We start from the raw sequence: 620 nt of genomic DNA, 5'->3' as shown, positions 1-620 counted from the left end.
GACAAAGAACCTAAAAAATGATACAACCCCCACCATGGCATACTCAAAAGACTTCAGGCAACAAGTACTCAAACAGCTAAGCAATGGTAAAACCTACCGACAGCTTTCTGCCGAATACAACATCAGCCCAACCACCATCTTAAACTGGCAAAAACAACCAACTAAACAGCCTTATCCTAAAAACCGTCAAGGCAAAATAGATTTGGTATTGCTGCATCAGGATGTACAAGAACGCCCTGATGACTTTCAAAGACAAAGAGCATTTCGCTTTAATTGTTCACAAAGAGCCATAAGCAAAGCGCTAAAGCGCCTTAACATCACTCGTAAAAAAAGCGGTTAAATCATCCTAAGACAGATAAATTTTGTCGGTCTCGTTTTTTAAAACAATTACAGCGGTATCAACAAGAAAACAAGCCCGTCATCTACCTTGACGAAAGCGGCTTTAAGGTAAACAGTTACAGACCTTATGCCTATGCCGGACGGGGAGAAGCTTGCTATGATACCTACAACTGGCAAACTAAAAACCAAACCAATGCCATTGGTGCTATTTACAACAATGAGTTGTTTGCTGTCGGTCTATATGATTGTAGTATCAACAGCAATGTCTTTTTATCTTGGGT

2 protein-coding genes are annotated in these 620 nt (G+C 40.3%); both read left to right on the top strand.

Annotated elements, in window-relative coordinates; genetic code table 11:
• Positions 1-340: IS630 transposase-related protein (locus BDE01S_RS11150; protein ID WP_218015882.1), on the top strand; the 340-nt coding region annotated here is incomplete at its 5' end.
• Positions 341-420: 80 nt separating this feature from the next.
• A partial coding sequence (locus BDE01S_RS11810) for a transposase (protein ID WP_174520393.1) occupies positions 421-620 on the top strand: 200 nt, incomplete at its 3' end.

The sequence above is a fragment of the Bergeriella denitrificans NBRC 102155 genome, from assembly GCF_001592185.1.
GTDB classification, from domain to species: Bacteria; Pseudomonadota; Gammaproteobacteria; order Burkholderiales; family Neisseriaceae; genus Neisseria; species Neisseria denitrificans.
This window is presented reverse-complemented; position numbering and strand designations above follow the sequence as displayed.